Source organism: Mesorhizobium sp. WSM2561 (assembly GCF_000513915.1).
GTDB lineage: Bacteria > Pseudomonadota > Alphaproteobacteria > Rhizobiales > Rhizobiaceae > Mesorhizobium > Mesorhizobium muleiense.
Genome location: NZ_AZUX01000024.1, coordinates 74,860 through 98,121 on the forward strand (window position 1 = coordinate 74,860; position 23,262 = coordinate 98,121).

Consider the following 23,262-nt stretch of genomic DNA (forward strand, 5'->3'; position numbering starts at 1 on the left):
ACGGCCAGTCAGATTGCTGAATTGGGTCGATGCGTTAATGACTAGCGGGTGCCGGCCCTTGTAGCTGGAGCGCTCTCACGTCCAGAAATAACGCACCGTGTGAAAGAAAACCGGGGCGGCGAAGACCAGGCTGTCGGCGCGGTCCATCATGCCGCCATGGCCCTCGATCAGATGGCCCCAGTCCTTTACCCCCTGGTCGCGCTTGATGGCGGAGGCGACCAGCCCGCCGAGGAAGCCCATCAGGCAGGCGATGAAGGCGACGGCCGCTGCCTGGAGCGGCGAAAACGGCGTCAGGAACGACAGCAGCGCGCCAAGCAGGCTCGACGTCGCCAGCCCGCCGACCAGCCCTTCCCAGGTCTTCGACGGCGAAACCTTCGGCGACATCAGGTGCCTGCCGAACAGCTTGCCGAAGATGTATTGCAGCACGTCGCTGCCTTGCACGGTGATGATCAGGAAAGCGACCAGCAACAAGTTGCGGCCGTCGAAGCCGGGCACGTCGAGCGTCAGCAGGGCCGGCACGTGGCTGACGCAGTAGACCGAGATCATGACGGCCCATTGCTGCGCCGAGACGCGCTCGAGAAAGCGCTCGGTGTCGCCGTGCAGCGCGGTGATCGCCGGCATCAGCAGGAAACAGTAGACCGGGATGAAGATGGTGAACAGGCCGTACCAGGCGGTCCACACCAGCCAGTACTGGAACGGGATGATGATGCCGAACATGCCGAGCAGCACCCAATGGTCGCTGCGGCGGCTGTGCGTCAGCGTCACGAATTCGCGCAAGGCGGCAAACGAGATCAGCGCGAACAGGATGGTCATGCCGGCGCGGCCGAAGAAGAAGGCGACGGTGATCGCCACCACCATCACCCACCAGGCGTTGATGCGCTGGTTGAGGTTGACCAGTGTCGACGACAGCGGCTTCGGCGCGCGCCACGACAGGATGCCGGCGACCAGGCTTGCCGTGGTCAGCACCGCAGCGAGGCCGACAACCATGATAAGCGTCTCGTGCATTGGCATGTTGTTCTAGTCGTCTCTTGGAACATCGTGTCTGGGAGCATCGTGTATTGGAGGATCGTGTCTGGGCGCATCGTGCCGGATACCCGATCCGGCACGATCTCCAACTCTTTGGGCTCTACACTCTTTGGGCTCGACGCTGTTTTGGTCGCATGATGTTTTTCGGTAAACCGGATTCCACTTTTCCGCATCATGCGTTGGCGGGCGGGGGTTCAGCGCCAGCAGTGTTTGGCGGGCGCGCTCGAGAAAGGCGCGGCGTTCCTCGCCGGGCGCAATGGCGATCGGCGCGCCGAAGACCACCCGGCAGAGCAGCGGCACCGGCACGAACTGGCCCTTGGGCAGCACCCGCGACATGTTCTCGATCCAGCACGGGATGAGTTCGACGTCGGGCCGCGCCATCGACAGATTGTAGAGGCCGGAGCGGAACGGCAGCAGCTGGTCTGTCATGTTGCGCGTGCCCTCGGGGAAGATGATCAGCGAATGACCTTCGTCGAGCACCGACAGCATGATCGAGATCGGATTCTGCGCTTCATTGGTCCACTGCCGGTGGATGAGCACCGAGGACAGCATGTCCTGCGCGATGAACCGGCGCAGCCGCGATTTTCCCCAATAGTCGGCGGCAGCGACGGCATGGGTGCGGGCGCGCTGCTTCTCACTGAGGCAGGCCGACAGCAGGATGAAATCGCCGTGGCTGGCATGATTGGCGAAGTAGATGCGCTGCCGGTTCGACGGCTGGCTGCCGTTCCAAATCGGCCGCACGCCGGTCACCGCCCAGGCCAGCGCCGACAGGCCGACCGAGGTCAGGGTCTGCAGCAGGGTGAAGCTCCTTGTGCCGAGCTTGCTCATCGTCGGGCTCAGAAAGACAAGGCGACGAGCGACGCCGCCACGAACAGGCCGAGTGCGATGCGCTGCTTCATCAGCAGGCGTTGCGTGCCCGCGATGCGCCGGTCGAGCGAGCGGATGCCGGCAGCGGCCGGTTTGACGCGCATGCGCGCCAGCACGTCGTCGACCGAGGCACCACCGGCGGCCTCGCTGATGTGGCTCGCCATCAGCCAGAACAGCAACGCGTCGAAGGCAAGCAGGGCCGAGACGGCGAGAGTGACCACGCCGCTCGCTGCCGCGACCAGCCAGGCCGCTGCCGCCAGCGTGGTTGCCTGTGGCTGCGCTGCCACGGCAATGACCGGCGCGGCCGCCAACGCGGCCAGCACCAAAAACAGCGGCCACACCGCCTGCGTCATCAGCCCGGCGGCGAACGCTTCGGCCTTGTCTCGATGGGCACTCATGCCGGCTGGTCCACGTGAAGATGCACCGGCCGGCCCGCGGTGGCGAGCTTGGTTCGCGCTTGCGCCAGCGTGTCGGCGCGGCCGGTGGCAACCAGCCAGGCGGCGACGGCGCCGGCGCTGCGCTGGAAGCCGAGCGCGCAGCAGACAAGCACCGTGCCGTAGCTGCGCGCGTCCTCGATCGCCGCCACCGCTTGCGCCTGCGCCTCGGGCGAGGGCGGCAAAAGATCGACCATGGCGACAGCCGTCCAGCGGCAGGCGACGCCGCGCGGCCGCTCCAACTCGCCGGCAAGGTCGATCACCGTGCCGAAGGCGCCGGCCTCGGCGACGGCGGGAAAGCGGCCGAGGAAGACACCGTCGGCAATGGCGACATGCGGCGGCAGCTTGCGCGTCCATATCCATGCATTGATCCTGGCGCCGACCCGGTGGGGCAGCAGCAAAACACGGCTGGCCAGCGAGACACTGCCGTCGGCCGTTTTCTGGAACACTTTGGCGCCGGCTCCAGCATAGGCGAAGGCAACGATGGCCAGCGCCAGCGCCGGCCACAGCAGGATGAGCCACAGCGCCGAAACGAAGGCGCCGGCAGCGGCGCCGGCCAGCGCCAGCGCTGCGACCAGCGCGTAGAACAGCGCCAGCCGCCGCGCGCCGGCGTCAGCGGTCAGCAGGAAGCCGGCGAACGGCAATTCGCCGTGGCGCGGAAACAGCCACAAGGCGAAGAAGCCGAGCAAAGCGCCGGTCGGGATATCGATGACATGGTGCTGCCATGTCGTCAGCACCGAGGCGCCGATCAGCAGACACCAGGCATGCCAGGCGACGCCGGCCATGCTTTTCAGCCGATAGCGCCAATGATCCCAGATGATGACCAGCAGCGCGATGTGCAGCGACGGCGCCTGGTTGAACGGCTTGTCGAAGCCGCCGAGCACCGCGAACATGGAGCCTGGCAGGCCCGATGTCTGCGGCCGCACGAAGGTCGCCGTCAGCGGGAACAGGATGAAACAGGCGACGGCGACGATCTGCGCCGTCAGATAGCGGCCGGCAAGCCGATCGACGCCGCGCTTGGTATGGTTGAGCAGCAGCGACATGCCGTAGAACAGATTGATCGACCAGTAGGGCACGATCGTCCAGGCGATGAACGGGACGTTGCGCTCCCAGGTGAATACGATACTGCCGACATCGTCGCGTTGCGACGCCAGCCAGTTGGCGAAGCCGTAGCTCGCGTAGAAGAACGGCGCCAGAAAGGCCAGCCACAACGCCGCGCGCAGCACGATGCCGGCGTACGGCTCGCGCGCAGGGGCAGAAAGGGCGGCAGGGCCAAGGACAGGCAAGACCATGCTCAGACGCGCCGCGCGACCGATACGGTGAAGATGCCCCACTGGTCGATGCGCTGGTCGAGCTTCTCGAAGCCGGCCGCCGCCACCAACTGGTCCATCTCGCCTTGGGTGCGCCGGCGCATCACCCAGGCCTGGCCGCCGCGGTGCGAGGTCAGGCTGCGGGCGATCATTTCGAGCTGCGGATGCCAGGGCTGGTTGGTGTAGACAAGCAGGCTGCCGGGCTGCATCGCCCTGGCCAGCCCGCCGAGCGAGCGGATGATCATGGCGTTGTCGGCAAACAATTCGTAAAGCCCGGAGACGATGGCCAGGTCCGGCGCCGGATCGAGCCCGGAAAGCATCTCGGCGTCGAAGGCGTCGGCCTGATGGAACGAGACGCTGGTTGCCAGGTGCCGCTCGGCGATCAGCTTGCAGCCGAGCGAAACGTTGAGCTCGGAAAAATCCTGCAACCGCACGCTGGCCGGCGGCTCGGCGCATTTGGCGACGGCGTCGAGCACGTAGCGGCCGTGGCCGGCAGCGATATCGACGATATGGACAGAGCGGCCGGCGGCCTTCAGCGTGCGAGTGGCGCTGCCGATCAGTTCTTCGAGATGCAGCTTGCGCTGGCGGATGCCGCGCCAGCCGATGGCGTCGAGAAAGGTGCGGTCGATCATGCGGCCGAGCGGACCGGCGCCCCGCGCCTGGTTCTCATAGATGTAGTCGAGGGTCGAGCCGGAATCGAAGCCGGTGGCGATCCCGGTCTTCATGCCTGACGAAAGCCAGGCGCCCGCGCGGATCGAGGCGCGGCTCATTGCCCAGTAGAGGCCTTTCGGTGACAGCAAAGCGAGCGGCGAGGCCAGCCGGTCGGCCTCGTCGCGTGTGTAGCCGGCACGGTCGGCCGCGGTCAGGTCGACGGACTTCTGTGGCGTCGAGAACTGTCTTTCGAGGAACGGCTTGATCAGGTCGAGTGCCTTGCGGCGGTCGCGTTCGCCCAGCGTGTCGTGGAAGAAGCCGGGCAGCACATGCCGCTGCTTGGCCGGGCTGGCGAGATTGACGAAGAATTCGTGCTGCGGTCCATGCCGCACAACCCAGTCGCTGCCGGAGATCAGCAATTGCGTCGGCACGGTGATGGCGCGGGCATCCGAGACGATGCGGGCGGCGTGGTCGTAGAGCTCGACCAGGATGTTGGAAGCGATCGGCCGCGTGATCAGCGGATCGGCCTCGAAGGAGGCGATGCGCTCGGGGTCATGCGTCAGGAACTTGGCCTTGACGTAGGAATTGACGAAGAAGCGGCCCTTGATCTTCTGCCACAGCGCAATGCCTTGCTTGGCGAAAGGCACGTAGAGCTTGACCGAGAAGGCCGGCGAGGCCAGCACCAAGGCGCGAATCTGCGGTGCATAATCATGCACCCAGGCGGCGGCGAGCACCGCGCCGAAAGATTGCGCAATCAGCGCGATGTCGCGCTGGGAAAAACCGTCCCTGCCGATCTCACGCACCAACCAATCGATGTCGCGCACAAGCGCGGCAAAAGACGGCGCATAGCCGCGCTCGCCGGCCGAGCGGCCATTGCCGCGCGCGTCCCAGGCGTAGAAGGCATGGCCGGGCATATCGAGTTCGTCGACCAGATGCGCCATGCGGCCGCCATGCTCGTGGCCGCGGTGGAACAGCACAATCGCGCCCCTGGCGGGTTGCCCGACCGCCGGCCAGTAGCGGTAGAAGATCTCGGTGCCGTCATGGCTGCGGAAGCTGCGCTCCTGCGCCACCCGCTGCTCAACTGCGGAAGCAGCAATCGTCGGTTCGTGAAGCATGTTTTTCCCCAGGCGGATGCGACCGGAATTTCAGTCGCCGCTCCCGTTAAGGCCGCTGCGTATCCGGTTGATGGCGGTCACCAGCGACAGTGTAGCCATTGCCGGAAACACGAACGGCGTGATCGCGTCCACCCACAGGCCGCAGGCGACGAGGACGGCGACAATGCCGAGCGCCAGCGCCCGGTCGCTCTTGCCGAACGGCCCGGCATAATTGCGCCCGGTGCCTGCCGCGATGCCGAGCACGCCGGCGAACTCCACAAGCACTGCTGTGACGGCAAAGGCGACGACGCCCCAGGAAGGGAAGAGAGCGGCAAAGGCCAGGATCAGCGCCAGGTCGGAGACGGCGTCGCAGAGCTCGTTGAGATACATGCCGAGTTTTGAGGCCTGGCCATGTTCCCGCGCAAGCATGCCGTCGATGGCGTTGAGCGCCATGCGCGCAAACAGCACCACCGGCATCAGCAGGAAGACCGCGCGATGGCCGGCAAGGGCCGCGACCACAACGCCGGTGGCAACCGACAGGGCGGCAGCCAGCAGCGTGATCTGGTTGGCGGTGACGCCGGCCGCGGCCAGCCGGTCGGCGAGCGGCCGCAGCTTGGCCTGGAAGGCCGGTTTCAGCGCATAAAGCGTCGGCATGTGCGAACCCCCCGGCCGCGGTGGAACTGCGGCGAGGATGATCAATTGGCCCGCAAGACGCAAGGGCGACGAGCGGTTGTACAGGGTTACGATCAGCAGCGCCCGCCCGGAACCTTACCTGCGCAGGCCCTACGGTTTGGCGGCGCCGCCTCAAGGTCGAATTTCCTAGAGTTCTCAAATGAGAACTTTACAAATTTTCGTATATATGTGAAGTTATGTTCACCAAAGGGTCATCCATGACAGCCAATCGTTTCGCCACACGCCTGAATTCCTTTGCCTCGCGGCCACAGGCCGAATGGCCGGATCTTGTCGGCAAGCCGTCCATGCTGCAGATGGCGGCGCGTGCGGCGAAGGTTGCGGGGCTGACCGACCTTGACCTCAACTTTCCCGATCATGTCGAGGAAAAACCTGCGGAAATGGCGCGAAAGCTCGGCGATCTCGGGCTTTCCATCAATGGTTTCGCCATGCGCTACTACTCCAATCCGGCCTTCAAGCTCGGCGCCTTCACCAATCCCGATCCGGGTGTTCGCCGCGAAGCCATCGACCTGACCAAGGCGGGCATCGACGCCGCGCGTGAGGCCGGTGCCAATCTGATGACGCTGTGGCTCGGCCAGGATGGCTTCGACTATGCTTTTCAGGCCGATTACGCGACGCTATGGCAACACGAAATGGATGGTATTCGTGAAGTGGCAGGGCATGATCCCGACTGCCTGATCAGCCTGGAATACAAGCCCAACGAGCCGCGTTCCTACAGCCTGATGCCCGACGCGGCGACGACATTGCTGGCGATCCGCGAGATCGGCCTGCCCAATCTCGGCGTGACGCTCGATTTCGCCCACGTGCTCTATGCCGACGAGCAGCCGGCCTTTGCCGCGGCACTGGTGGCGCGCCACAGCAAGCTCCTGGGCGTGCATCTCAACGACGGCTACGCCAAGCGCGACGACGGCCTGATGGTCGGCGCGGTGCATACGCTGCAGACGATCGAGCTGCTCCGCCAGATCCGCCGCGACGGCTACGCCGGCGCCATCTACTTCGACACATTTCCCGACATGACCGGGCTCGATCCGATCCACGAATGCGAAGTCAACATCGCCACCGTCAAGCGCATGCTGCGCGTCGTCGACCGGCTGGAAAGGGACAACCGCCTGTCCACCGCCATCGACCGTCAGGACGCGGTCGCGTCGCAAGCCATCATCCAGGAAGCCATGCTCGGGCCGGAGAACTGAGGCCGGCGCCGTTTTCAACAAGGGAGGAAAGACCATGAAATTTCTGCTTGCCACCGCCACCGCTGCGCTGATGGCGCTGTCCATCGGCTCGGCCTTTTCCGCGGACCTCGCGCCGCTCAATTCCGACACCGAGAAGGATCGCATCGACTGGTCGCAACTCGAGGCCAAGTTCGGAGCGTTTCCGAAGCTGCCCGATGGTACCAGGGCGGGCGCCGTCTCCAAGACGCTGACCAACGAATACTGGCGCTCGCTGGGTGAGGGCTACAAGTCGTTCGGCGATCGCGTCGGCGTGCCGGTCGTCTACCAGGCGGCGCAGAGCGAGGGCGACCAGCTCGGCCAGCTGACCATCGCTGAAGGCCTGGTCACGCAGGGCTACAACGTGCTGCTCGTCTCGCCGCAGACCGACTCCAACCTGCAGCCGATCATGGAACAGGCCAAGGCCGCCAACGTGCCGGTGGTCAACGTTAATGACGCGGTCATCCCGCAGGCTGAGCACTATGTCGGCAATGTCCAGCGCGACAATGGCGTGCGCGTCGCCAAATGGTTCATCAAGAACCGGCCGGATGGCGGCAAGGTCGCCATCGTCGAAGGCCAGGCCGGCGTCTATGCCGCCGTCCAGCGCACCGATGGCTTCAAGACCACGATCACCGAGGCCGGCAAGTTCGAGGTCGTCGCCAGCGTGCCCGGCAACTGGGATCGCCAGACCTCCTACGACGCTGCCAGCAACATCCTGCAGCAGCACCCCGACCTGATCGGCTTCTATGCCAACAATGACGGCATGGCGCTGGGCATCGTCGAGGCGGTCAAGGCCGCCGGCTTGCAGGACAAGGTCGCCGTCTTCGGCACCGACGGCATCTCCGACGCCTATGCCTCGATCCGCGCCGGCGAGCTGACCGGCACCGTCGATAGTTTCCCGGTGCTGACCGGCGAGGTGGCGCTGGATTCGGCGCTGCGGCTGGTGGCCGGGCAGAAGCTGCCGCGCGTCGTCGCCACGCCGCAGGCGCTGATCACCAAAGACAATGCCGACCGCTATTCCGGCGCCGGCGAGGCCGTGCGCAAGGCGCTGCTCGAAGACGCGGCGGCGGGCAATTAAGGCAGGTGTGCGGGTGCCGGCCCTTCGGCTGGCGCCCTTTGCCTGGAGAATAGAACCAATGTCTGTCGCGCGGCTGCAATTCGAGGGCATTTCCAAGGTGTTTCCGGCCGTGCGGGCGCTGAGCGATGTGTCCTTTTCGGTCGGCGCCGGAGAAATCCATGGCCTGCTCGGTGAGAACGGCGCCGGCAAATCGACGCTGCTGCGCATCCTGTCGGGGGTCTACAGGCCGACCGCCGGAAACGTGCTGATCGACGGCAGACCGGTAACGTTGAACAATCCGGTCGCGGCGCGCGCAGCGGGCGTCGCCATGATCCACCAGGAATTGCAGCAGGTGCCGCGTCTCAGCGTCGCCCAGAACATGTTCCTCGGCCATCCGCTGACGCGCGGCGGCATCTTCGTCGCCCGGCGCGAGCAGGAGCGTCGCGCTGCGGAAGCCCTTGCCGCCCTCGATCCGACGATCGATCCGGCAGTCCCGCTCGGCAGCCTGAAGGTCGCGCAGCGGCAGATCGTCGAGATCGCCCGGGCGCTGCTCGATCGGGCACGCATCCTGGCGATGGACGAGCCGACATCGAGCCTGACGCCGAGCGAGTTCGAGCGGCTGGCAGAAGTCATTGCCGGACTGGCGCGCGACGGTGTCGCGGTCGTCTATGTCTCGCACAAGCTGGACGAGGTGTTCGGCATCTGCCAGCGCGCCACCATCATGCGCGACGGCGTCGTGGTCGGATCCGTCGATCTGGCGCAAATGTCGGAAAAGACCGTCGTTTCGATGATGGTCGGCCGCGAGCTTGCCCAGGAACAGCACCGCTCGCACGCCTCCACCGACGTCAGGCTGAGCGTGCGTGGCCTCGCCTCGGCGACAAAAGTCCGTGACGTCTCGTTCGACCTGCACCGCGGCGAGGTGCTGGGCATTGCCGGCCTGGTCGGCTCGGGCCGCACCGAACTGCTGCGGCTGCTGGCCGGCGCAGACCGCGCCTCGTCGGGCAGGGTCGAGATCGACGGCAAGGCGGTGAAACTTTCCAGTCCGCGCGACGCCATCGCCGCCGGCATCGGCCTGGTGCCGGAGGAGCGCAAGCGCGAAGGCATCGTGCCGCTGCGGTCGATCTCCAGCAATATGGCGCTGGCCTCGATGGGCGTGTTCGCACCGCGCGGCGTCATCGATCACGCCAGGCTGAAACGGGTCGCGGCCGAGAAGATGAAGCGGGTCAATCTCAGGCCGTTCCTGCTCGAGCGGCCGATCCGGCTGTTCAGCGGCGGCAACCAGCAGAAGGCGATCATCGGCCGCTGGCTGGCGGCGGGAACGCGCATCCTTTTGTTCGACGAGCCGACGCGCGGCATCGATGTCGGCGCCAAGGCGGAGATCTACCATTTGATCGAGGAGCTCGCCGCCGAAGGCCATTCGGTCGTCGTCGTGTCGTCCGAGCTTCCCGAGGTGATCCGGCTCGCCGACCGCGTGCTGGTCATGCGCGACGGCACGGTCGCCGCCGAACTCGACTGGGCGCATCTCAGCGAACAGGCGATCGCGGCGCACGCCATACCCCAATCGGAGACTCAAGGCCGGCAAGGCGCAGGGCCATCGGGCCGGTGCATAACGGACAGGACGAGCAGATGACTGATGTAACCGAACACACAGCAGCGCGCCCACGGGCCGAATTCCTGCACCGGTTTTCCCTGCGCGATGCCGGCACGCTGATCGGCCTGGTGGTTATCCTCGCCGTCTTCGGCGCGCTGGTCCCGGGCTTCTTTGCCGAGCGCAATTTGATCAACATCCTGCAGCAGTCGAGCATCAACGCCTGCCTGGCGTTGGGCATGACGCTGGTGATCATCTCGGGCGGCATCGATCTGTCGGTCGGGCCGACGGCAGCCCTTTCGGCCGTCATCTCGGCCTCGATGCTGGTTGCCGGCGTGCCGTTTCCACTGGCCATCGCCGCCGGCGTCGCCATCGGCCTCGTCTGCGGCCTGCTCAACGGCGTGCTCGTCGCCTATGCCGGGCTGCAGCCTTTCATCGTCACGCTGGGAACGCTCAGCACCTACCGGGCGCTGGCGCTGATCTATACCGGCGGCAATCCGGTGCTCGGCCTGCCAGCCGGCTTCCGCGCCATCTTCAACGGCTCGCTGTTCGGATTGCCATTGGCGGTCATCATCGTGGCCGTGGTCGCGCTGATTACCTGGATCATCCTCAAGAAGACGCCGTTCGGCGAATATCTGCTCGCCGTCGGCGGCAATGAGGAGGCGGCCTACATAGCCGGCGTGCCGATCGCTCGCACCAAGATCGCCGCCTACATGATCTCGGGCCTGCTGGCGGCCCTCGCCGCGCAGATCCTGATCGGCCGGCTGGGTGCCGCCGAGCCCATTCTCGGCAATCTCTGGGAGCTCGATGCGATTGCCGCGGCGGCCATCGGCGGCGCCTCGCTGATGGGCGGCAAGGGCAGCGTCGTCGGCACCATCCTGGGCGCCGTCATCCTCGGCACCATGCGCAACGGCCTGACGCTGATGAATGTCCAGTCTTTCTATCAGCTGCTGGCAACTGGCCTTATAATCCTCGCCGCGATGCTCATCGATCGCGTGACGAGGGGACGTGGATGACCTTGACCAGCCTGGATCTGAAAGCAGTAGGACCGCGCATCCGCATGATGATGCCGCATTTGACACCGCTCGAGGCGAAGGTGGTGGAAACCGTGTTCGGACGGCGCGGCTTCGACGAGACCATTCCGCTCAGGCAGATCGCCGAGGAGGCCGGCGTGTCGGAGGCGATGGTGGTGAAAATCGCCAAGAAACTGGGCTTTTCCGGCTATCGCGACTTCCGCACCGCAGTCTATGAATACAGCCGCCTGCCGACCGCAGAAATGCACCAGGAGCTGTCGGTCGACGACAGTTCGGCCGAGATCGTCCAAAAAGTGTTCCGCACCTCGATCCAGGCGCTGGAGGAGACGCTGGCGATCCTCGACATGGACGATTTCGACCGCGCCGCAGATCTTTTGTACCGCGCCAGGAACCGCGATTTCTATGGCGTCGGCGGTTCGGCGCAGATCGCGCGCGACGTCTCGCACAAATTCCTGCGCATCGGCATCCGCGCATCCGTCTACGACGATTCGCACATGATGCTGATGTCGGCCTCGCTGCTCGGCGCCGACGACATCGCCGTCGGCTTCTCGCATTCCGGCAACACCAGCGCCGTCATCGATGCCATCCATCTCGCCCGCAAGAGCGGTGCGCGGACGCTGGCGATCACCAATTACGACAACTCGCCGCTGGCCGCCGTCGCCGACATCGTGCTGTGCTCGACCGCGCAGGGCTCGCCATTGATGGGCGAGAACGCGGCGGCGCGCATCGCCCAGCTCAACATTCTCGACGCGCTGTTCGTCGCGGTGGCACAGCGCGACTACCAGGCGGCGGAGCGCAATCTCGGCCGCACGATGTCGGCGGTGACCTCGAAACGCCGGGACAAGGGCGGCTCATGAAGGATCGGGACACATGAAAGATTGGAACACATGACAGCTCCGCTGGTCACCGTGTTCGGCAGCCTGCATTACGACATCATGGTCGAAGCGCCTGACCGCCCGCGCAAGGGCGAAACCGTGACCGGCCATGCCTGGCAGCCGAAATGCGGCGGCAAGGGCGGCAACCAGGCGGTCTCGGCGGCGCGGGCCGGCGTGCGCTCGGCAATGATCGGCGCCGTCGGCGATGACGATTTCGGCCGCGCGCTTGTCGGCAATCTCGCGCGCCGCGGCGTCGACAGCCGCTTCGTGCGGGGCGCACCTGGCGCCGGCTCGGGCATGAGCGTGGCGATCTTCGACGCCGGCGGCGATTATGGCGCGGTGATCGTCTCGGGCAGCAATCTCACCTTGGGCGAGAAGGACATCGTGGCCGCGACCGAGATGGTTGCGCAAACGGCGGTGCTGCTGCTGCAGAACGAGGTGCCGGAAGCCGCCAACATTGCCGCAGCGCGGGCGGTGAAGGCGCATGGCGGCCGCGTCGTGCTCAACGCCGCCCCCGCGCGAAAACTGTCCGGCGAATTGATCGCACTCACCGATATCGTCATCGTCAACGCCATCGAGGCGGAATTTTTGGCCGGCGTTGCGGTCGTCGATACGCTCGAGGGTGCTGCCGAGGCGGCACGCATGCTGATCGATTTCTACCCGGCGGCGATCGTCACGGCCGGCGGGGAGGGCGTTGCCTATTGCGGCCGCGACGGCCAGGCGTTCGCGCGGGCCGCCCTTCCGGTGAAGGTGGTCAGCACCCATGGCGCCGGCGACGAGTTCGTCGGCGCGTTCGCGGCAGGCCTTGCCCGCGGCCATCGGGTCGAGGCCGCACTTGCTGCCGCCAACGCCGCCGCGGCCTTGCTGGTCGCCACGCCGGAACGGCAGCGCGAGGCGATTTGAGACGGGTGGCTGCCGCCTCCGCCCGCGATCGTGACAGGTGACAAGAAGCGGATGGGGAAGGACTTTTCGCTCGGCTCCGACAGGCCGATAAAGCCGACAATTGATACGAAAGCCCGCCACCCCAAGGGATGACGGGCTCCGTAGCCTGTGCGCCAGGAACGCCACGGTAGCGACGCTGCTACTCAATGCTCCGTAGATACTCACTATGCGGCCTTCGCACCGTCAGGCGCATCGGCCAAACAAATGAAGCCCGCGCCTTTGGCGGGGAGCGCGGATCTGCGCAGCCGGGCGCGGCTGGCGCGTCCGGCTGCCCATGTCGTCAGTGCTTGCTCTTGCCGGGGCTGGCGGCACTGCCACTGATGGCGATGCGCTTGGCTTTCGTCCGTGCGCGCTCCGTCTTGGGCAGCGTCACGGTGAGCACGCCGTTATGGAAGGCGGCGTTCACCTTGTCCTCCTCGACCTCGTAGCCGAGCGGGATGCGGCGCTCGAAGCGGCCGTAGAACCGCTCGGAGAACTGCCTGTCCTTGTCCTCGGTCTCGGAGCGCTTCTCGCCACGCAGCGTCAGCACGCCGTCATCGAGCATCACCTCGACGTCCTTTTCGTCCATGCCGGGAATTTCCGCGGTCACGCGGATCTCCTTCTCGCCGTCGGCGATTTCGACGCTCGGCCAGCTGCCGCGCGCCGACGAAAATCCGCTGAGCATCGGCATGCGCGTTTCGAAGCCGCGGAAGGCGTCGTCGATCAGGCGGTTCATCTCGCGATGCAACGCCATGAACGGGTCGCGGTCCTCGTCACGATAGAAGCTGGGAACCGGACTGTTCTCCCGGCCCCAGGGTATGAGATCACGAATAGCCATTGCTGTTCTCCTTTCTCGACTGGTTGTGTCAAAGGCGAACGCCAGATATCGCCTTCGCTCAGGCGGCCTGCTTCGGCTTCTCGACCTGTCCGGCCTTCGGCGCGCCGTCTTGCTTGGCGATCGTGATGCGACGCGGCTTCATCTCTTCGGGCACTTGGCGCACGAGGTCGATCGTCAGCAGGCCGTTGTTGAGCGAGGCGCCGGTGACCGTCATGTGATCGGAAAGCTCGAAGCGCCGTGTGAACGGGCGCACCGGAAGGCCGCGATGGAGATATTCAACCTCGTCCTGTTCCTTGCGCTCGCCAGAGACGATGAGAAGGTTCGGCTCGTGGCTGATGTCGAGATCGTTCTCGGAAAAGCCGGCGACGGCGATCCTCACCCGATAGGGGTTCTCGTCGCTTCGCTCGATGTCATAGGGCGGCCAGGTTTCGACTGCCTGAGGCGCGTTTTCCAGCAGGTTGAAGATGCGATCGAAACCGATGCTCGACCGATAGAGCGGGGAAAAGTCGAATGCGGTTCTCATAGCTACATCCTCCGTGGAGCAACATAGTACGAGGGACGCCAAAGAGCTTGGCGCTCCCTGGGTTCTGCCGGTCCCATTCGGCAACCGGCAATTTTCATTTGGTTATTGTCAGGCCGAAATCAAGACCCAGATTCTGTCCCGCTGCCAGAATTTTTGTTGCCGGATTGTACTGGCCCCGATTGTGCTGGCAATGCCAGTTTCAACCGTCGTTTGAGGGTCGCGCCGGCACGCCGCATGGAGGACATCATGACCATGACACGCGACGACATCATTTCGGTGCTGGGCCCGGTCGACGACGCCGTCATCGCCGACATCGCCTCGACCGGCGCGACGATCGAAGAGTTGCGCGAGGCCTTTGCCTGGGTTGGCGCCGATGAGGCGCTGGTCAACGAGGGCCGCCCGCTGCCGTCGGCAAGGGTGGCGACGCTGATCGGGCTTCTCGAACCGCCGGACGACGACATATAGCGCCGGGTTTCGGCAAGCAGACTGGGAGACGGGGGAGGTCTTGAAGCGTGCAGCCATACGAACCATCTCGTCAGTCGGGCGCCGATCGGGCCGCCTTCCTGGTTATTCTCAAAAAGAAAAGGAGGAAGTGATGAACGACGTCCCATTTTCCGAGCCGATCACGCTGAAGCTCCAATCCGTCGGAGAGCGCAAGGTCGCCAGCAGCTGGGAAGCCATCGAATGCATGAAGCAATGGCCGGACCGAGCGCGCGGCCGCAACTGGCGCGCAGCCTATCGCGCCTGCCGCGACGCGCTCGACGGTTGGCGCACCGCCCGCGAGGCGCGCACCGCCTTCGTCAAGGCGGCGCGCACCGCCGGACTGCTGGTCACGGGACGTTAATCCACCCGAATATCAATCCACCTGAACGCCAATGAACCTGAAGCCGGGGAACCTGAAGCCGGGGCGGAAGCGCTGTGCTGCAGAGGCGGCGCCTTTCATGAAAAGCGCCGCCTTTCATCATCTCACTGCAGCGTAATGACGCCGTCCACCGCCCGCCATTCGGAGGGCTGGATCAGACGGTGATGGGCGACGCGCACGGAATGCAGCGGGCCCTCGATCTCACGTTCCCAAAATTCGAGGAAATGCTTCAGCGTCGGGAAATCCGGGGCGATGTCGTATTCCTGCCAGATGAAGAGCTGCAGCAGGTCCCGATGGTCGGGAAGACGATAATGGATCTCTGCCGTCGTCAGGCCAAAACCCTGCATCTGGAGCTGGAATTCGTTGCTGACCTGGAACTCATTGCCGACCATGGCCGTCTCCTTTCCGAACGATCGGACGTCCATCCTCCGCATGCAAAAACGCCTCCGCTTCCTCATCGGTTCCGGCCGCCAGGCAGACGGTGCCGGGATCGACAACGCTGTCGGAAGGTTGCGCCCCGATTTCAAGCGGCATCCGTCGTTTCAAATCCTGGAATAGCGCCATTATTACAGTGCGTTATTACGGTGCGTTGGCACTCGGCAACGGCGAGTGCTAAAATTTTGTCGGCGTCCTCTTGAAAGGCTGGATAGGCAGACTAATTCGATAGGCGCGTGATGCCTGAGCGGGGTCGCGCACCGTCGCACCGACCCACTGGTCGCCTGCGAAGGGAGGTCCAAGAAAATCTGTTTGTCCCATGAGGAGAACGACATGGCGTTCCGTCCATTGCATGACCGTATCCTGGTCCGCCGCATCGAGGTCGACGAGAAGACCGCGGGCGGCATCATCATTCCTGACACAGCCAAGGAGAAGCCGCAGGAAGGCGAGGTCATCGCCGCCGGCCCCGGCGCGCGCGACGATAGCGGACAGTTGCAGCCGCTCGACGTCAAGGTCGGCGACCGCATCCTGTTCGGCAAATGGTCGGGCACCGAGATCAAGCTCAACGGCGAGGACCAGCTCATCATGAAGGAAAGCGACGTGCTGGGCGTGATCGAATTGACCGACCAGATAAAAAAGAAGGCCGCCTGAGTGGGGCCTGAACAAGCAATCAGTCAACGAAAAGCTGCCTATTTGAAGGAGTTATCCAATGGCTGCCAAGGATGTGAAATTCCATACCGAAGCCCGCGAGAAGATGTTGCGCGGTGTCAACATCCTCGCCGACGCGGTGAAAGTGACGCTCGGTCCCAAGGGCCGCAATGTCATCCTCGACAAGTCATTCGGCGCCCCGCGCATCACCAAGGACGGTGTTACCGTCGCCAAGGAAATCGAACTTGAGGACAAGTTCGAGAACATGGGTGCGCAGATGGTGCGCGAGGTCGCCTCGAAGACCAGCGACGTCGCCGGCGACGGCACGACGACCGCTACCGTTCTGGCGCAGTCGATCGTCCAGGAAGGCGCCAAGGCGGTTGCCGCCGGCATGAACCCGATGGACCTGAAGCGCGGCATCGACAAGGCGGTCGACGCCATCGTCGCCGAACTCAAGGCCAATGCCCGCAAGGTGACAAGGAACGACGAGATCGCCCAGGTCGGCGCCATCTCGGCCAATGGCGATGCCGAGATCGGCCGCTTCCTCGCCGAAGCGATGCAAAAGGTCGGCAATGAGGGCGTCATCACGGTCGAGGAGGCCAAGACCGCCGAGACTGAGCTCGAAGTCGTCGAGGGCATGCAATTCGATCGCGGCTATCTCAGCCCTTATTTCATCACCAACCAGGACAAGATGCGCGTCGAGCTCGAAGAGCCCTATGTGCTGATCCACGAGAAGAAGCTGTCCAACCTGCAGGCCATGCTGCCGGTGCTCGAAGCCGCAGTGCAATCGAGCAAGCCGCTGCTGATCATCGCCGAGGATGTCGAAGGCGAGGCGCTGGCGACGCTGGTCGTCAACAAGCTGCGCGGCGGCCTGAAGGTTGCAGCCGTCAAGGCGCCGGGTTTTGGTGACCGCCGCAAGGCGATGCTGGAAGACATTGCCATCCTGACCGGCGGCACGGCAATCAGCGAGGATCTCGGCATCAAGCTTGAAAACGTCACGCTGGAGATGCTCGGCCGCGCCAAGAAGGTGCTGATCGAGAAGGAGAACACCACGATCGTCGACGGTGCCGGCCGCAAGGACGAGATCCAGGCGCGCATCAGCCAGATCAAGGCGCAGATCGAGGAGACCACCTCCGACTATGACCGCGAGAAGCTGCAGGAACGGCTGGCCAAGCTCGCCGGCGGCGTCGCCGTCATCCGCGTCGGCGGCTCGACCGAGGTCGAGGTCAAGGAGCGCAAGGACCGCGTCGACGACGCCATGCACGCCACCCGCGCTGCGGTCGAGGAAGGCATACTGCCCGGCGGCGGCGTGGCGCTGCTCAGGGCGGCGAAGGCGCTTGACAATGTCGCCGTCGACAATCCCGACCAGAAGACCGGCGTCGAGATCGTGCGTCGCGCCATCGAGCAGCCGGTGCGCCAGATCGCCGAGAATGCCGGTGCGGAAGGTTCGATCATTGTCGGCAAGCTGCGCGAGAAGACCGAATTCGGCTATGGCTGGAACGCTCAGACCAACGAGTTCGGCGATCTCTACGCGCAAGGCGTGATCGACCCGGTCAAGGTGGTGCGCGCCGCTCTGCAGGACGCCGCGTCGGTCGCCGGCCTGCTCGTCACCACCGAGGCGATGGTGGCCGAGAAGCCGAAGAAGGAAGCTGCCGCACCGGTAATGCCCGGCGGTGGCATGGATTATTGAGGCGCACTTCCCTTCTCCCCTTGTGGGAGAAGGTGGATCGGCGCGTTAGCGCCGAGACGGGGTGTTGGACGGAATGAGGCGTCGGTAATAGTGCCCATCCCAGCATTGACTCCGCGTAGCGTCAAGCTGGAGCACCCCTCATCCGTCGCCTTCGGCGACACCTTCTCCCACAAGGGGAGAAGGGAAGGCAGTTCCCCCTCACCGCCGTACCCGCGATTTCAGCCAGCGGTCGAAGGCCACGGCGAGGATCAGGATCAGGCCGATGACGATGCTTTGCGTGTAGGACGAGACGTTGTTGAACTGCAGCCCGTTCTGCAGCACGCCGATCAGTGCCGCGCCCACCACCGTGCCGCCGACCGAGCCAATGCCGCCGAACAGCGAGGTGCCGCCGATGACCACCGCCGAGATCACCGTCAGCTCGTAGCCGATGCCGGCGACGGCTTCCGAGGAATTGAGCCTGGCCGACAGCACGAAGGCGGCAAGGCCGGCGAAGAAGCCGACGATGATGTAGACCGAGATCAGGATGCGGTCGACGCGCAGGCCGGAGAGCCGCGCCGCCTCGGCATTGCCGCCGACGGCGTAGACGGCGCGGCCGTAGCGCGTGTAGCGCAGGACGATGTGGCAGAGGACCGCCGCCGCCGCGAAGATGATCGCCGGCACCGGGACCGGGCCGATCAGCCCGGTGCCGAACCAGCGCATCGAGGCGTCGAAGCCGGAGATCGGGCCGCCATTGGAGATCGTCAGCGTCAGGCCGCGAAAGACGGTGAGACCGCCAAGCGTGACGACGAAGGGCGGCACTTTCAGCCGGGTGATGGCAAAGCCCTGGACGCCGCCGGCCAGGGCGCCGACGACGACGGCAGCCAGAAGGGCGGCGAACCAGCCATAGCCTTGTGCGCCAGACGTCGACAGCGACAGCGTGTTGGCGGTGCCGCCCTTGGCCACCACCGCCGCGACCATGCCGCAGAAAGCCAGCAGCGAACCGACCGACAGGTCGATGCCGGCGGTGAGGATGACGAAGGTCATGCCGAGCGCGATCAGCCCGGTGATAGAGATCTGCCGCATGATGTTGAAGATGTTGATCGGGTCGATGAAGCTCGGCTTCAGCACGGTGAAAACGACGATCAGCAGCGCCAGGAACATCAGCGGGCCGAAGCTCATCAGCAGGCGCGCGACATTGATGCCGCCGCGCTGGCTCTGTTCGGTCGTGCTGGTCATTGCGTCGCTTCCTGCGTTTGATCGAGCGCCATCAGTTCCATCAGTTTTTCCTCTGTCGCCTCGATGCCCGGCATCTCGCCGGTGATGCGGCCGCGCCGCATGGTGACGATCCTGTCCGACACCGCGAGCACTTCGGGCAATTCGGACGAGATCATCATGATGGCGATGCCGCGCCCGGCGAGCTGCACCAGGATCTGGTGCACCTCGGCCTTGGCGCCGACATCGACGCCGCGCGTCGGCTCGTCGACGATCAGCACCTTGGGGTCGCGCGCCAGCCAGCGGGCGAGGATGACCTTCTGCTGGTTGCCGCCGGACAGCCCCTCGATGGGCTGCTCGGGCGAGGCCATGCGGATCGACAGCGTTTTTCTGTAGCTCGCCAGCGCCTGGCGCTCGCGGCGCTCGGCCATGAAGCCGAGAGCGTTGGAGTAGCGGCCGAGCGCTGCGACGGAAAAGTTGGTGAGAATGCCGAGCGCGGCGAAGATCGCCTGATGCTTGCGGTCTTCCGGCACCAGGCCGATGCCGAGGGCGATGGCGTCGGCCGGTGTTTCAGGCGCGATCGTCTTGCCGTCGAGGGTGATGGTGCCGGCGGCGATGCGGTCGGCGCCGAAGATGGCGCGGGCAAGCTCGGTGCGGCCGGAGCCGACGAGGCCGGCGACGCCGAGGATCTCGCCGGCCTTGAGGTCGAGATCGATGCCTTCGAGCACGATGGCGTGCGGCGCCTGCGGATCGCGCACCGTGCGCAGGCCGCGCACGGAAAGCCTGACGTCACCGGCGACATCGCGCAGCGTCGGCCTGGCATAAAGCTCGGACGCGGCGCGGCCGACCATTTTTTCGATGATTTTCGGCAGCTTGATCGGCCCGCCATCGCGGTCGAGATGGCCGGCCAGCCTGCCGTCGCGCAGCACTGTCATGCGGTCGCAGATCGCGGAGGCCTCTTCCAGCCGGTGGGTGACGAACATGATGGCGACGCCGTCCTTGCGCAGCCGGCCCATGATCGACATCAGTTTTTGCACTTCGGTTTCGGTCAGCGCCGAGGTCGGCTCGTCCATGATGATGAGCCGGCTCTTCAGCGACAGCGCGCGGGCGATCTCGACCAGCTGCTGCTCGGCCACCGACAGCGCCGACACCGGCGTCGCCGGGTCGAGGTCGAGGCCGACGCGGGCGATGATCGCGCGCGAGTCTACCTCCATCTTCCGCCAGCTGACCAGGCCGAAGCGCCCGAGCGGCGCGCGGCCGATGAAAATATTTTCCGCTACGGTCAGCGTCGGGATCAGGCTCAGTTCCTGGTAGATGGTGACGATGCCGAGGCGCTTGGCATCCTGCGGATTGTTCGGATTGAATTCGACGCCGTCGAAGACGATGCGGCCGCTGGACGGCGGCATCACGCCGGACAGGATCTTGAGCAGCGTCGACTTGCCGGCGCCGTTCTCGCCGAGCAGGCCGAGGATTTCGCCGGGCCGAACCTCGAGCGAGACATCGCTGAGCGCAGTCACGCCGGCAAAGCGCTTGGTCACGCCTTCGACGGCGAGGAGGGGGGGAGATGGCGCGACGGCTTCAGTGACGGACAAAAGTTGCTTCCTCGATGCAGTTTTCACGCCATCTCTCGGCGCTTGAACACCCCCCTCTGTCCTGCCGGACATCTCCCCCGCAAGGGGGGAGATCGGATGTCGTCACGGCTTTCGCCAATCACCAACGTTGAAGAAAAGGCGTAGCCAGCGAAGCTGCCAATCTCTCCCCTTGCGGGGGAGATGGCCGGCAGGCCAGAGGGGGGTGCTGTCCCGCCGGCCTTACCAATTGCTCTACTTCGTCTCGCCCAGCCTTTCCGCCTTGTCGAGATTGTCCTTGCCGATGACGATCGGCGTCAGCAGGACGAGCTTTTCCTTGGGCTCGGTCTTGTCCTTGGCGTAGGCGACGGCGATCTGCACCGCGGTGCGCGATTGCTCGCCGGGGAACTGTTCGACGGTGCCGGCCAGCTTGCCGTCGCGCACGGCGACCAGCGCTTCGGGAAGCGCATCGAAGCCGTAGATCTTGACGTCGGTGAAGTTGCGCGCCGCGCAGGCTTCGACCGCGCCAAGCGCCATGTCGTCGTTGGCGCAGATGATCGCGTCGGGCTTGCCGTTGGCGGCAAGGCCGGCCTCGGTGACCGAGAGCGCCTCGGCGCGGGCGAAATTGGCGGTTTGCTCAAAAATGATCTGGTACTTGTCCTTCATCGGGTCGAGGACGTTGTGCACGCCCTTGTTGCGGTCGATCGCGGGCCCAGCACCTGGCTGGCCCTGCAGATGGAAGATCTTGGCGCCGTTCGGGAAAGCCGCCACCATGGCCTGCGCTTCGGCCTCGCCGCCCTTGACGTTGTCGGCGCCGACATGGGCGAGGATGCCTTCGACCCCGTCGACGCGGCGGTCGATGGTGACGACGGGGACGCCGGCCTGGATCGCTTGCTCGATGGCCGGGGCCAGCGCGTTGACGTCGAGTGGCGAGATGACGATGGCGTTGACCTTCTGCACGAGCGCTGCCTCGATATCGGCGGTCTGCTTGGGCGCCGAGTTCTGGCCGTCGCTTTCGACAAGATTGACGCCCTGCGCCTGAGCTTCCGCCTTGATCTGGTTCAGCATGTGCACGAAGAACGGAAAGCCGAGGCTCGGCACCGAACCAAGGATGGTCAGCTTGTCCTGGGCGAAAGCCAGTTGCGGAGCGGCCAGCGCCATCGTGCCCATCGCCACGGACGACAGCAGGAATTCACGTCTGTTGATCAATTTAGTCTCCTCCCACATGAGCGCATGAACCCGAAAACCGGTTCCGGTTTTCCGAAAATTCCTGCGTCGATCCAGAAATGGAGTGTCCTTTGAGCGCCCAAGGGGACGCAACGGCGCTCCAGCCGGTCCACCGCGACGTTCTCCTCCGCTCGGCGCCGGCGGGCGGATGCTAGCCAAGGCCGGAGATTTCCGCAAGAACGGGCGGGCGGCTTCGCGGGGTTCGCCGGACTGCCGGGACGATCTCTCAGTCTGCCACCGCCGGCTTGCTGATTTTGTCGGTTGTCAGCGACAGCAAGGTGATTGATCCAAATATGACCGCAGCACCGGCTGCTCCGATCGGCGACAGCCGCTCGCCCAGAAATATGGCGGCGCCAACCGCTCCGAACACGCTCTCTGCGCTCACGATCACCGCGGCATGGCTGGCCGACGTGAAGCGTTGAGCGATCGTCTGCATGCCGAAGGCGGCCCCGGTCGAGAAGATGCCGAGCACGGCGAGTTCCGGGGCGGCATCGCTGATGGCGGCCAGCGACAGATTACCCAGAAGGGCGCCGAGCGGCAGCGTGATCACGGCGGCGCCGAGAAATTGCGCGGCAGCCGCCGCGACCGGCGCGCCGTGGGTCTGCATGTGGCGACCAAGCTCCACCATCCACAGCGCGTAGCACGCGGCCGAAAGTGTCGCAGCGAGATCGCCCTGGCTGAAGCTGGTGATCAAGCCTCCGGACAGCAGCAGGACACCGGCCAATGTCATGGCAGCCGCAAGCCCGCCGACAGCAGTCGGGCGCTCGCCAATCAGCAACCAGGCGGCAAGCGGTGTCATCACCGTTGCGGTGCTCACCAGGAAACTCGCATTGGTAACCGACGTCTCGAGATAGGAGACCTGCTGGATGATGATGGATATCGAGAACAGAGCGCTGACTTTGGCGAGGCTCATCCGGTAGCCTGGCCCGGATTTCGTTCCCCATTCGAGCCCCGTCAGCGGCGCGGCCATGAGCCCCGCGATCAGGCAGCGCATGCCCAAGGCGCTGAGCGGATCGAGATGATCCAGCACAGTCTTCTGCGCAACATTGCCGAAGCCCCAAAAGGCAGCGGCAAGCAGAAGCAGACAGTTGGCCTGCACCTTCGACATATCGATGTCTCGGCAAAGCTTGCGCCGCAAAGGGCGGATCGCTGGTTGCTAGCGGGCGGCGAGCTTATCCCACCGCTTGCAATACAGGCGGACGCCGACGGGCATGATCTCATAGCCGGCGTCATTCAACTGGAGCTTCATCTCCTCGAAATGCCGCTTTGAGCCGCTGACGATCGATTCAGGCGTGTANTCCCAGCCGTTGCGGGCGGCATTGGCCAGGATGTCGGCATAGAGGCGCATGCTCGTGATTTTCACATCCGATTCCAGCACCTGCCTGCATCCTCTTGCGAACGACGGCGACTGGGCGGCGGAAAAACTCAAGATCGTGCATGCCAGCATTATCGAAACAGGACGCATGGAAACCTCCCCCGGATTGCCGCTTTTTGCGGCAAACGACCTTGCAATTTCTGCGCTTGCAAC

At 65.0% G+C, this 23,262-nt stretch carries 24 protein-coding genes and 1 pseudogene; 11 read left to right on the top strand and 14 right to left on the bottom strand.

Features of this window, described 5'->3' with window-relative positions; all coding sequences use genetic code 11:
• Window positions 1–75: 75 nt before the first annotated feature.
• The 6 genes and pseudogenes from M727_RS0120850 to M727_RS0120875 form a co-directional block, all read right to left on the bottom strand.
• Window positions 76–1,005 carry a phosphatidate cytidylyltransferase gene (locus tag M727_RS0120850; protein WP_027154290.1) on the bottom strand — a complete coding sequence of 310 codons (930 nt, stop codon included), beginning with the start codon at window positions 1,003–1,005 and terminating at the stop codon, window positions 76–78.
• 207 nt (window positions 1,006–1,212) lie between these two features.
• A pseudogene (locus M727_RS36950) lies at window positions 1,213–1,854 on the bottom strand (lysophospholipid acyltransferase family protein); the annotation flags it as partial.
• An 8-nt stretch (window positions 1,855–1,862) separates the two neighbouring features.
• The gene (locus tag M727_RS0120860; RefSeq protein WP_027154291.1) at window positions 1,863–2,291 is read right to left on the bottom strand and encodes a hypothetical protein; all 429 of its coding nucleotides are present in this window, start codon (window positions 2,289–2,291) and stop codon (window positions 1,863–1,865) included.
• Window positions 2,288–3,619 (bottom strand): phosphatase PAP2/dual specificity phosphatase family protein, encoded by a 1,332-nt coding sequence (locus M727_RS0120865; RefSeq protein ID WP_027154292.1) that lies wholly within the window; start codon window positions 3,617–3,619, stop codon window positions 2,288–2,290. The genes M727_RS0120860 and M727_RS0120865 overlap by 4 nt, the downstream gene beginning before the upstream one ends.
• 2 nt (window positions 3,620–3,621) lie before the next feature.
• A complete protein-coding gene (locus M727_RS0120870; protein ID WP_036262863.1) occupies window positions 3,622–5,403 on the bottom strand; it encodes a bifunctional alpha/beta hydrolase/class I SAM-dependent methyltransferase in 1,782 nt (593 codons plus the stop codon).
• Between the two features lie 30 nt (window positions 5,404–5,433).
• A complete protein-coding gene (locus M727_RS0120875) occupies window positions 5,434–6,036 on the bottom strand; it encodes a CDP-alcohol phosphatidyltransferase family protein (RefSeq protein ID WP_027154294.1) in 603 nt (200 codons plus the stop codon).
• 236 nt (window positions 6,037–6,272) lie between these two features.
• On the opposite strand from M727_RS0120875, the gene M727_RS0120880 reads away from it, so the two are divergent.
• From M727_RS0120880 to M727_RS0120905, 6 genes are read left to right on the top strand one after another with little or no spacing between them, the layout of a single operon-like run.
• Window positions 6,273–7,262, top strand: a complete 990-nt coding sequence (locus M727_RS0120880; protein WP_027154295.1) for a TIM barrel protein — start codon at window positions 6,273–6,275, stop codon at window positions 7,260–7,262.
• 34 nt (window positions 7,263–7,296) lie between these two features.
• On the top strand, window positions 7,297–8,355 hold the full coding sequence (locus tag M727_RS0120885) for a substrate-binding domain-containing protein (RefSeq protein WP_027154296.1): 1,059 nt from the start codon (window positions 7,297–7,299) through the stop codon (window positions 8,353–8,355).
• Window positions 8,356–8,413: 58 nt separating this feature from the next.
• Window positions 8,414–9,964 carry a sugar ABC transporter ATP-binding protein gene (locus tag M727_RS36955; protein ID WP_051505666.1) on the top strand — a complete coding sequence of 517 codons (1,551 nt, stop codon included), beginning with the start codon at window positions 8,414–8,416 and terminating at the stop codon, window positions 9,962–9,964.
• A complete protein-coding gene (locus M727_RS0120895; protein ID WP_027154297.1) occupies window positions 9,961–10,938 on the top strand; it encodes an ABC transporter permease in 978 nt (325 codons plus the stop codon). Before M727_RS36955 ends, M727_RS0120895 begins: the two co-directional genes overlap by 4 nt.
• Window positions 10,935–11,813, top strand: coding sequence for a MurR/RpiR family transcriptional regulator (locus tag M727_RS0120900; RefSeq protein WP_027154298.1), 879 nt, complete (start codon window positions 10,935–10,937; stop codon window positions 11,811–11,813). Before M727_RS0120895 ends, M727_RS0120900 begins: the two co-directional genes overlap by 4 nt.
• Before the next feature lie 30 nt (window positions 11,814–11,843).
• Complete coding sequence (locus M727_RS0120905; protein ID WP_027154299.1) at window positions 11,844–12,734, top strand: ribokinase; 891 nt, start codon at window positions 11,844–11,846, stop codon at window positions 12,732–12,734.
• Between the two features lie 319 nt (window positions 12,735–13,053).
• Here the strand turns inward: M727_RS0120905 and M727_RS0120910 are convergent, their stop codons facing one another.
• Window positions 13,054–13,590, bottom strand: a complete 537-nt coding sequence (locus M727_RS0120910) for an Hsp20/alpha crystallin family protein (RefSeq protein ID WP_023799044.1) — start codon at window positions 13,588–13,590, stop codon at window positions 13,054–13,056.
• A 58-nt stretch (window positions 13,591–13,648) separates the two neighbouring features.
• Entirely contained in the window at window positions 13,649–14,113 is a 465-nt protein-coding gene (locus tag M727_RS0120915; RefSeq protein ID WP_027154300.1) for an Hsp20 family protein, read from the bottom strand.
• A 252-nt stretch (window positions 14,114–14,365) separates the two neighbouring features.
• On the opposite strand from M727_RS0120915, the gene M727_RS0120920 reads away from it, so the two are divergent.
• Both M727_RS0120920 and M727_RS0120925 read left to right on the top strand, forming a co-directional pair.
• Window positions 14,366–14,578 (top strand): hypothetical protein, encoded by a 213-nt coding sequence (locus M727_RS0120920; RefSeq protein ID WP_027154301.1) that lies wholly within the window; start codon window positions 14,366–14,368, stop codon window positions 14,576–14,578.
• Window positions 14,579–14,708: 130 nt separating this feature from the next.
• Complete coding sequence (locus M727_RS0120925) at window positions 14,709–14,957, top strand: DUF982 domain-containing protein (RefSeq protein WP_027154302.1); 249 nt, start codon at window positions 14,709–14,711, stop codon at window positions 14,955–14,957.
• Between the two features lie 122 nt (window positions 14,958–15,079).
• On the opposite strand, the gene M727_RS0120930 is transcribed toward M727_RS0120925, so the two are convergent.
• Entirely contained in the window at window positions 15,080–15,367 is a 288-nt protein-coding gene (locus tag M727_RS0120930; RefSeq protein ID WP_027154303.1) for an usg protein, read from the bottom strand.
• Complete coding sequence (locus M727_RS42400) at window positions 15,354–15,509, bottom strand: hypothetical protein (protein ID WP_198032664.1); 156 nt, start codon at window positions 15,507–15,509, stop codon at window positions 15,354–15,356. The genes M727_RS0120930 and M727_RS42400 overlap by 14 nt, the downstream gene beginning before the upstream one ends.
• A gap of 234 nt (window positions 15,510–15,743) precedes the next feature.
• Between M727_RS42400 and M727_RS0120940 the strand changes: the two genes are divergently transcribed.
• Together M727_RS0120940 and groL are read left to right on the top strand one after the other, a co-directional pair.
• On the top strand, window positions 15,744–16,061 hold the full coding sequence (locus tag M727_RS0120940) for a co-chaperone GroES (RefSeq protein ID WP_027154304.1): 318 nt from the start codon (window positions 15,744–15,746) through the stop codon (window positions 16,059–16,061).
• 58 nt (window positions 16,062–16,119) lie between these two features.
• Window positions 16,120–17,748 (top strand): chaperonin GroEL, encoded by a 1,629-nt coding sequence (gene groL, locus M727_RS0120945; RefSeq protein WP_027154305.1) that lies wholly within the window; start codon window positions 16,120–16,122, stop codon window positions 17,746–17,748.
• A gap of 198 nt (window positions 17,749–17,946) precedes the next feature.
• On the opposite strand, the gene M727_RS0120950 is transcribed toward groL, so the two are convergent.
• The 4 genes from M727_RS0120950 to M727_RS0120965 form a co-directional block, all read right to left on the bottom strand.
• Window positions 17,947–18,963 (bottom strand): ABC transporter permease, encoded by a 1,017-nt coding sequence (locus M727_RS0120950; RefSeq protein ID WP_027154306.1) that lies wholly within the window; start codon window positions 18,961–18,963, stop codon window positions 17,947–17,949.
• On the bottom strand, window positions 18,960–20,531 hold the full coding sequence (locus M727_RS0120955; RefSeq protein ID WP_027154307.1) for a sugar ABC transporter ATP-binding protein: 1,572 nt from the start codon (window positions 20,529–20,531) through the stop codon (window positions 18,960–18,962). Before M727_RS0120955 ends, M727_RS0120950 begins: the two co-directional genes overlap by 4 nt.
• Window positions 20,532–20,762: 231 nt before the next feature.
• A complete protein-coding gene (locus M727_RS0120960; RefSeq protein ID WP_027154308.1) occupies window positions 20,763–21,713 on the bottom strand; it encodes a substrate-binding domain-containing protein in 951 nt (316 codons plus the stop codon).
• Between the two features lie 247 nt (window positions 21,714–21,960).
• A complete protein-coding gene (locus tag M727_RS0120965; protein WP_036262866.1) occupies window positions 21,961–22,842 on the bottom strand; it encodes a DMT family transporter in 882 nt (293 codons plus the stop codon).
• Between the two features lie 238 nt (window positions 22,843–23,080).
• Between M727_RS0120965 and M727_RS0120975 the strand changes: the two genes are divergently transcribed.
• A partial coding sequence (locus tag M727_RS0120975) for a hypothetical protein (protein WP_027154311.1) occupies window positions 23,081–23,262 on the top strand: 182 nt, incomplete at its 3' end.

Bases quoted from the DNA above. Each gene is read 5' to 3' on its own strand.
- M727_RS0120850 (WP_027154290.1), bottom strand. From the start codon at position 1,005: ATGCACGAGACGCTTATCATGGTTGTCGGCCTCGCTGCGGTGCTGACC.
- M727_RS0120860 (WP_027154291.1), bottom strand. From the start codon at position 2,291: ATGAGTGCCCATCGAGACAAGGCCGAAGCGTTCGCCGCCGGGCTGATG.
- M727_RS0120865 (WP_027154292.1), bottom strand. From the start codon at position 3,619: ATGGTCTTGCCTGTCCTTGGCCCTGCCGCCCTTTCTGCCCCTGCGCGC.
- M727_RS0120870 (WP_036262863.1), bottom strand. From the start codon at position 5,403: ATGCTTCACGAACCGACGATTGCTGCTTCCGCAGTTGAGCAGCGGGTG.
- M727_RS0120875 (WP_027154294.1), bottom strand. From the start codon at position 6,036: ATGCCGACGCTTTATGCGCTGAAACCGGCCTTCCAGGCCAAGCTGCGG.
- M727_RS0120880 (WP_027154295.1), top strand. From the start codon at position 6,273: ATGACAGCCAATCGTTTCGCCACACGCCTGAATTCCTTTGCCTCGCGG.
- M727_RS0120885 (WP_027154296.1), top strand. From the start codon at position 7,297: ATGAAATTTCTGCTTGCCACCGCCACCGCTGCGCTGATGGCGCTGTCC.
- M727_RS36955 (WP_051505666.1), top strand. From the start codon at position 8,414: ATGTCTGTCGCGCGGCTGCAATTCGAGGGCATTTCCAAGGTGTTTCCG.
- M727_RS0120895 (WP_027154297.1), top strand. From the start codon at position 9,961: ATGACTGATGTAACCGAACACACAGCAGCGCGCCCACGGGCCGAATTC.
- M727_RS0120900 (WP_027154298.1), top strand. From the start codon at position 10,935: ATGACCTTGACCAGCCTGGATCTGAAAGCAGTAGGACCGCGCATCCGC.
- M727_RS0120905 (WP_027154299.1), top strand. From the start codon at position 11,844: ATGACAGCTCCGCTGGTCACCGTGTTCGGCAGCCTGCATTACGACATC.
- M727_RS0120910 (WP_023799044.1), bottom strand. From the start codon at position 13,590: ATGGCTATTCGTGATCTCATACCCTGGGGCCGGGAGAACAGTCCGGTT.
- M727_RS0120915 (WP_027154300.1), bottom strand. From the start codon at position 14,113: ATGAGAACCGCATTCGACTTTTCCCCGCTCTATCGGTCGAGCATCGGT.
- M727_RS0120920 (WP_027154301.1), top strand. From the start codon at position 14,366: ATGACACGCGACGACATCATTTCGGTGCTGGGCCCGGTCGACGACGCC.
- M727_RS0120925 (WP_027154302.1), top strand. From the start codon at position 14,709: ATGAACGACGTCCCATTTTCCGAGCCGATCACGCTGAAGCTCCAATCC.
- M727_RS0120930 (WP_027154303.1), bottom strand. From the start codon at position 15,367: ATGGTCGGCAATGAGTTCCAGGTCAGCAACGAATTCCAGCTCCAGATG.
- M727_RS42400 (WP_198032664.1), bottom strand. From the start codon at position 15,509: ATGCCGCTTGAAATCGGGGCGCAACCTTCCGACAGCGTTGTCGATCCC.
- M727_RS0120940 (WP_027154304.1), top strand. From the start codon at position 15,744: ATGGCGTTCCGTCCATTGCATGACCGTATCCTGGTCCGCCGCATCGAG.
- groL (WP_027154305.1), top strand. From the start codon at position 16,120: ATGGCTGCCAAGGATGTGAAATTCCATACCGAAGCCCGCGAGAAGATG.
- M727_RS0120950 (WP_027154306.1), bottom strand. From the start codon at position 18,963: ATGACCAGCACGACCGAACAGAGCCAGCGCGGCGGCATCAATGTCGCG.
- M727_RS0120965 (WP_036262866.1), bottom strand. From the start codon at position 22,842: ATGTCGAAGGTGCAGGCCAACTGTCTGCTTCTGCTTGCCGCTGCCTTT.